7 protein-coding genes are annotated in these 6008 nt (G+C 71.1%); 6 read left to right on the forward strand and 1 reads right to left on the reverse strand.

The window, feature by feature from the left end:
- From GH736_RS15420 to GH736_RS15430, 3 genes are all read left to right on the forward strand, one after another.
- Nucleotides 1-433 (forward strand): hypothetical protein (locus GH736_RS15420; RefSeq protein ID WP_159604900.1); only part of this gene is annotated, 433 nt, incomplete at its 5' end.
- Nucleotides 430-729, forward strand: a complete 300-nt coding sequence (locus GH736_RS15425) for a hypothetical protein (protein ID WP_159604902.1) — start codon at nt 430-432, stop codon at nt 727-729. The genes GH736_RS15420 and GH736_RS15425, both read left to right, overlap by 4 nt.
- On the forward strand, nt 726-1268 hold the full coding sequence (locus tag GH736_RS15430) for a hypothetical protein (RefSeq protein WP_159604904.1): 543 nt from the start codon (nt 726-728) through the stop codon (nt 1266-1268). The genes GH736_RS15425 and GH736_RS15430 overlap by 4 nt, the downstream gene beginning before the upstream one ends.
- Before the next feature lie 253 nt (nt 1269-1521).
- Here the strand turns inward: GH736_RS15430 and GH736_RS15435 are convergent, their stop codons facing one another.
- Nucleotides 1522-2532 (reverse strand): diacylglycerol/lipid kinase family protein, encoded by a 1011-nt coding sequence (locus tag GH736_RS15435; RefSeq protein WP_235934304.1) that lies wholly within the window; start codon nt 2530-2532, stop codon nt 1522-1524.
- A gap of 43 nt (nt 2533-2575) precedes the next feature.
- Here GH736_RS15435 and serS point away from each other — a divergent pair, with 43 nt between their 5' ends.
- The 3 genes from serS (at nt 2576) to GH736_RS15450 (ending at nt 5907) form a co-directional block, all read left to right on the forward strand.
- A complete protein-coding gene (gene serS / locus GH736_RS15440; RefSeq protein ID WP_159604906.1) occupies nt 2576-3844 on the forward strand; it encodes a serine--tRNA ligase in 1269 nt (422 codons plus the stop codon).
- Nucleotides 3845-3852: 8 nt separating this feature from the next.
- The gene (locus GH736_RS15445) at nt 3853-4671 is read left to right on the forward strand and encodes an HAD family hydrolase (protein ID WP_159604908.1); all 819 of its coding nucleotides are present in this window, start codon (nt 3853-3855) and stop codon (nt 4669-4671) included.
- Between the two features lie 84 nt (nt 4672-4755).
- Nucleotides 4756-5907, forward strand: coding sequence for an LCP family protein (locus GH736_RS15450; RefSeq protein WP_159604910.1), 1152 nt, complete (start codon nt 4756-4758; stop codon nt 5905-5907).
- The last annotated feature ends 101 nt before the right edge of the window (nt 5908-6008 follow it).

A 6008-nucleotide genomic window follows, 5' to 3' on the forward strand; every position in this document is an offset into this window, starting at 1 on the left:
ACGCGACGTCCACCGGGTCCGCCGTCGCCGGCACCGGAACGAGTACCCGAACCCAGACGACGGGACCGTCACGACGACCAGCGCCGACGTCACCGACGCCATCGACGTCGCTGAGGAGGCTGCGGCCGACCTCGACGACCCGCCCGGCGACGAGCTCGTCGACCAGCCGTTCAGTCCGACCCGCTGGCTGTGGATCGCGCTCGCCGCCTGCGCCGCGTTCGTCGTGGTCGGCTCGGTCGCGTTCTGGGTGCAGGCCTCCGACCCGTCGAACTACATCGGCGGCGTGCGCGCCGGCCTCGACGAGAGCGTTCGCCTCGTCATCAACGCCCTCGCCCCCGCGCTCGTCGAGGCGGGCCTGGTCGGCATCGTCGCGGTGCTCGTGGCCTGGGCGGTCACGGGCCGCCGCTCGCCCAGCGCCGAGGAGCAGCGGTGAGCCGGCCGCACCCCGCCGCCATCGCGCTGGCAGCCTTCGGCACCGCCGCGCTGCTGGCCCTGTGGTGGGCCATCACCGGCATGCAGGAGATCGAGAGCAAGCTGCAGTGGTCGGGCGACTCGCCCTCCGCCGACGTCGTGCAGGCGTGGGCCTTCTTCAACTTCGCGTACTCGGTGGCGTTGCCATCGCTCGGGCTCGCCGTCGCGGCATCCGCCCTCGGCCTCGTGCTCGTGTGGTGCCTGCCTCGGCTGCGCCGGACGCGGCATCCGGATCACGCAGTGGAGGAGCAGGAGTGAACGAACGCACGGCGGACATCGACCCGAGGTTCGATGCGAGGTTCCAGCGCGGATACGCGGGCGAGCATGCCGGGGTGCAGCCCGAGCCGACGGCCTCTCCGCCGGAGGACGCCATGCGCCCCGAACCTCCTCGGCCGGCCCCGCAGGATGATCCGGCCGACCTCATCCGTGCACTCGTCGCCGACCGTGAGGCGTCCGATCCTCGCCCGACGACGATCCCGGGGTCGATGCCCGCCGTCGACCTGCTCGATGAGGGGCCCGAGGTCGGAGGTGCTCGTCGGGTACCGACGGGACGCCTCTGGATGGGCCTCGCGGCGAGTCTCCTGCTGGTCGTGGCCGGGCTCGCGCTGGTGTGGAACGCCGCCACCGACCGTTCCGTGTACACCGGCACCGCGAGCGGCTCCGAGGGCGATGCCATCCGGTTCCTGGCCTCCGTCGCGCCCGGGTTCATCCAAGCGGGGGCGCTGGGCTGCGTCGTGGTACTCGTGGTCTGGGCTGTCCTCGCGCGGAGCACGGCGGCCGTCGAGGGGGAGGAATGAGGCGCCGGCGGGTCCACCCGACCGTGATCGCCCTCGGTGCGGTGGTGGTCCTGCCCCTGCTGGTCGCGGCGGAGCTGTACAACGCCTCTCGGCGCACCATGACCATGGGCTTCTCGTGGCAGGGCGAGCCGAGCGACGAGCAGGTGATGGCGATGGCCATGAACCAGCTCTCGTGGACGCTCGGCCCGATCCTGGCAGCGACCTCCGCCGCAGCGGCCCTCGGCCTCGTGCTGTTCTGGTGCCTCGCGCCGCGTCAGCGCGGCACGCGCACGATGAGCGATGCGGGGTCGACGCGGAACCGCGCCGCCACGACGGTGCCGAACTCGTCGCCGTCGATCTCGAACTCCTCGGGCGCGGCCTCGATCTCGATGTCGACGGCGCGGCCCCTCGAGTAGAGGATCTCGCGGCGCCGGCTGCCCCCGGTGAGGTCCATGAACTGCCGGCCGAGCGCCGACTTGCGCAGCACCCGGTTCTCCCAGGTGACGCGGCGCCAGACGAGCAGCCAGCCGAGCAGGTTGCGCGGCTGCAGCACGACGACATCGAGCTTGCCGTCGTCGATCTCGGCGTCGGGGATGAGCTCGATGTTGCCGGGCAGGTAGCCCAGGTTGGCCACGAGGATGCTCGACACCCGCGACCGGTGCAGGCGGCCGGCGTCGGTGCGGTGCACCACGCGGAACGGCTTGGAAGCCGGGATCGCCCGCAGGCCGGCGTCGACGTAGGCCAGCCACCCCAAGCGCTTCTTCAGGTCGGGATTGGTGTTCGCGATCATGGTCGCGTCGATGCCGATGCCCGACATCACGAGGGAGACGTGCGACTCGGGCCGGCCGTCGGGTCGGGTCACCTCGGCGATGAGCATGTCCACGGCGCGGTCCATGCCCGAGAAGGCGAGCACCACCGCGTCGCCCTGGTCGTTGACGGGGATGCCGAGGTTGCGGGCGAAGAGGTTCCCCGTGCCGAGCGGCACGAGTCCGAGCGGCACGCCGCTCCCGCGCAGGCCCGCCGCCACCGACCGCACGGTGCCGTCGCCGCCGGCGGCGATGACGAGGTCGACACCCTGCCGCAGCGCGGCCTTCGCCATCCCCTTGCCGGGGTCGTCCTCGGTGGTCTCGATCCACAGTGACGGCGCGAAGTGCTGCCGGGATTCGGCACGCGCCACCGCCGCTCGCAGCTCGGCGACCCCGCTCTTCGTCGGGTTGAAGATCACCGCGGCGCGCAACGCTGTGGCCGCGGCATCCGCCGTCTCGTCCGTCCCGACCGCCGTCACCCTGCCAACGGTATGCCATGTGCCCCGGGCTAGACTGGCTCGCGTGATCGACCCCGTGCTGCTTCGCGAGAACCCCGAGCTGATCAAGCATTCCCAGGAGCTGCGCGGCGAGTCATCCGCCTTCGTCGATGAGGCGGTCGCAGCGGACGCCGTGCGCCGGGCCGCGATCACCGAGTACGAGTCGCTCCGCGCCGAGCAGAACGCCTTCGGCAAGCAGGTGGCGAAGGCGCCGAAGGACGAGAAGGCGTGGCTCGTCGCCCAGGCGCAGGACCTCGCGGCGCGCGTGAAGGACGCGAACCAGCGCGTGAGCGAAGCCGAGTCCGAGTTCCGCCTGGCCGTGCAGCGCCTCGGCAACGTCGTGATCGACGGCGTGCCAGCCGGCGGCGAAGACGATTTCATCGTGCTCCGCGAGGTCGGCGAGGTCCCGTCGTTCGACTTCGAGCCGCGCGACCACCTCGAGATCGGCGAGCTGCTCGACGCCATCGACATGGGCCGCGGGGCGAAGGTCTCGGGGGCGCGCTTCCACTTCCTCAAGGGCATCGGCGCACGCCTCGAGCTCGCCATCATGAACATGGGCCTCGACCGCGCGCTCGCCAACGGCTTCACGCCGCTCATCACCCCGACGCTCGTGCGGCCCGAGATCATGCAGGGCACCGGATTCCTCGGCGCGCACTCGGAGGAGATCTACTATCTTCCCGACGACGAGCTCTACCTCACCGGCACCAGCGAGGTCGCGCTCGCCGGCTACCACTCCGACGAGATCGTCGACCTGTCGAACGGCCCGCTCCGCTACGCCGGGTGGTCCACCTGCTACCGTCGCGAGGCCGGAAGCCACGGCAAGGACACCCGCGGCATCATCCGCGTGCACCAGTTCAACAAGCTCGAGATGTTCAGCTACGTCGACCCGGCCGACGCCGAAGCCGAGCACGAGCGGCTGCTCGGCTGGCAGGAGGAGATGCTCCAGGCCCTCGGCCTCACCTACCGCGTGATCGACGTGGCCGCCGGCGACCTCGGCTCCAGCGCGGCACGCAAGTTCGACGTCGAGGCGTGGGTGCCGACCCAGGGCGCGTACCGCGAGCTCACGTCGACGTCGAACTGCACGACGTTCCAGGCGCGTCGCCTCGACATCCGGCACCGCACCGAGAGCGGCAGGACCGCGCCCGTCGCGACGCTCAACGGCACCCTCGCGACCACCCGGTGGATCGTCGCGATCCTCGAGACGCACCAGCAGGCCGACGGCTCGGTCGTGGTGCCCGAGGCCCTGCGCGGCTACCTCGGCGGCCTCGAGGTGCTTGAGCCCGTCACGCGATGAGCGAGCGGATGCCGCAGCCGGCGCCCGCCGGCCGGCCCTGGCTCGTCGCGCTCGACATCGACGGCACGATCCTGCACGAGGACGAGTCGATCGACGAACGCGTCGCCGACGCCATCACCTCCGCACGCGAGCGGGGCCACGAGGTGACGCTCGCGACCGGGCGTTCGTGGTCCACCACGGCGCCGGTGCTCCAGCGCCTCGGGCTCGCGCCCGAGTACGTGGTGTGCGCGAACGGAGCGATCACCATGCGACGCGACGACGCGGCATCCGACGGCTACGTGCGCGAGCACGTCGAGACCTTCGACCCGACGCGCGTGCTCGAGCGCATCCGGGCGTTCCTGCCCAGCGGCCGGTTCATGGTGGAACTGCCCGACGGCTACCGCCTCTACACCGAGGGCATGACCGACTGGAACCTCGAGAACGCCCGAGAGGTGTCGTTCGAGGGGCTGCTCGACCAGCGCGCGACCCGCGTCGTCGTCGTGTCGCCCGACCATGAGCTCGAGGACTTCCTGCGCATCGTCGAGGAGATGGGCCTGCACCAGGTCAGTTACGCGATCGGGTGGACCGCGTGGCTCGACATCGCGCCCGACGGCGTGAGCAAGGCCACCGCACTCGAGCGGGTGCGCGGCTGGCTCGACGTGCCCGCCGAGCGCGTGCTCGCCGTGGGCGACGGCCGCAACGACCTCGAGATGTTCGCCTGGGCCGGCGCCGCCGGTCGCTCGGTCGCGATGGGCCAGGCCCCCGCCGAGGTCATCGCCGCGGCATCCGAGACGGCCGACGACGTCGCCCACGCCGGACTCGCGGCGGTGCTCGACTCGCTGCCGTGAGTAGCCGCGACTCGCTTCCGTGACAAGGGTCCTGCCGCCTCGCGGCTCGGGCGGATAGGATCAGCGCGTCGGAGGGGACGCGACATGAGCGGTCGGACCGGGCAGCAACCGTCGTCGCCGCCTGCCGTGCCGCGGCACGGGCGGTTGCCGCGACACAGTGGCTGGGCGACGTACGGCAAGATCGCGGCATCCGTCGTCGGCGTGCTCGCGGTGAGTGGCGCCGCGATCGCCGCGTACGCCGCGGTCGACCTCGTGCAGTCGGTGAAGCCGCCCGTGAAGCTCGAGAGCGAGAAGGTGCTCGAGAACGTGCCCGACATCGGCGCGATGGAGGGCGGGCTCACCTTCGTGCTCGTCGGCAGCGACAAGCGCCCAGAGGACGGCGCGTTCGGCGACCCCGAAGAGGAGTCGGCGGTGCTCAACGACGTCACCATGCTGCTGCACATCTCGCAGGACCACTCGCACGTCGAGGTCGTGAGCTTCCCCCGCGACATGTACGTGTCGGTCCCCGAGTGCACCGATCCGAACGATCCCGAGGGCGAGAAGCTGTCGGCCATGTCGGAAGTGAAGATGAACGAGGTGCTCTCGTACGGCGGGCTCGGCTGCGTGGCGACGACGCTCGAGCAGCTCACCGGCGTGACCATCCCGCTGGGCGGCATCGTGGAGTTCTACGGCGTCGCCGCCCTCTCGTCGGCCGTCGGCGGCGTCGACGTCTGCGTGACCGACCGCATCGAGGACCCGTACACCGGGCTGTTCCTCGATCCCGGAACGCATTCCCTCTCCGGCATGGACGCGCTCGCGTTCCTCCGTACCCGCCACGGGGTCGGAGACGGCAGCGACCTGGGGCGCATCTCCAGCCAGCAGACCTTCCTCGCGTCGCTCATGCGCACGATGCAGAGCTCGGGCACGCTCGGCGACCCGGTCAAGCTCTACTCGATCGCGAAGGCCGTGCTCTCGAACATGACCCTCTCGACCGCCCTGCAGAACCCCACCCAGCTCATCTCCATCGCGAAGACGCTGCAGGACGTCGACCTGTCGAAAGTCGTCTTCCTGCAGTACCCGACCGGCTACACCGACGACAAGAGCGGCGTGGTGCCGAGCGACTCGGCGCAGATCGTCAATGCCGCGCTGCAGGCCGACCTGCCGGTCGCCATCGACCCCGCAGCCACCGCCGAGTCCGAGTTCGGCACCGTCGCCGATCCGAACGCGGCGGCCCCCGCGTCGGTGTCGGTGTCGTAGGTCCCGTGGCCGATGAAGTGCAGCACGTGCCATTCACGCTCGAGGAGCTTCCCGTGGAGCCCCTCCCACGACACGTCCTCCAGCCAGTGCAGCTCGACCCG

The organism is Agromyces humi (assembly GCF_009720255.1).
In the GTDB taxonomy this organism is placed as follows: Bacteria; Actinomycetota; Actinomycetes; order Actinomycetales; family Microbacteriaceae; genus Agromyces; species Agromyces humi.

Excerpts from the sequence above, each read along its gene's own strand:
- GH736_RS15445 (WP_159604908.1), top strand. The coding sequence starts at position 3,853 with ATGCCGCAGCCGGCGCCCGCCGGCCGGCCCTGGCTCGTCGCGCTCGAC.
- GH736_RS15450 (WP_159604910.1), top strand. The coding sequence starts at position 4,756 with ATGAGCGGTCGGACCGGGCAGCAACCGTCGTCGCCGCCTGCCGTGCCG.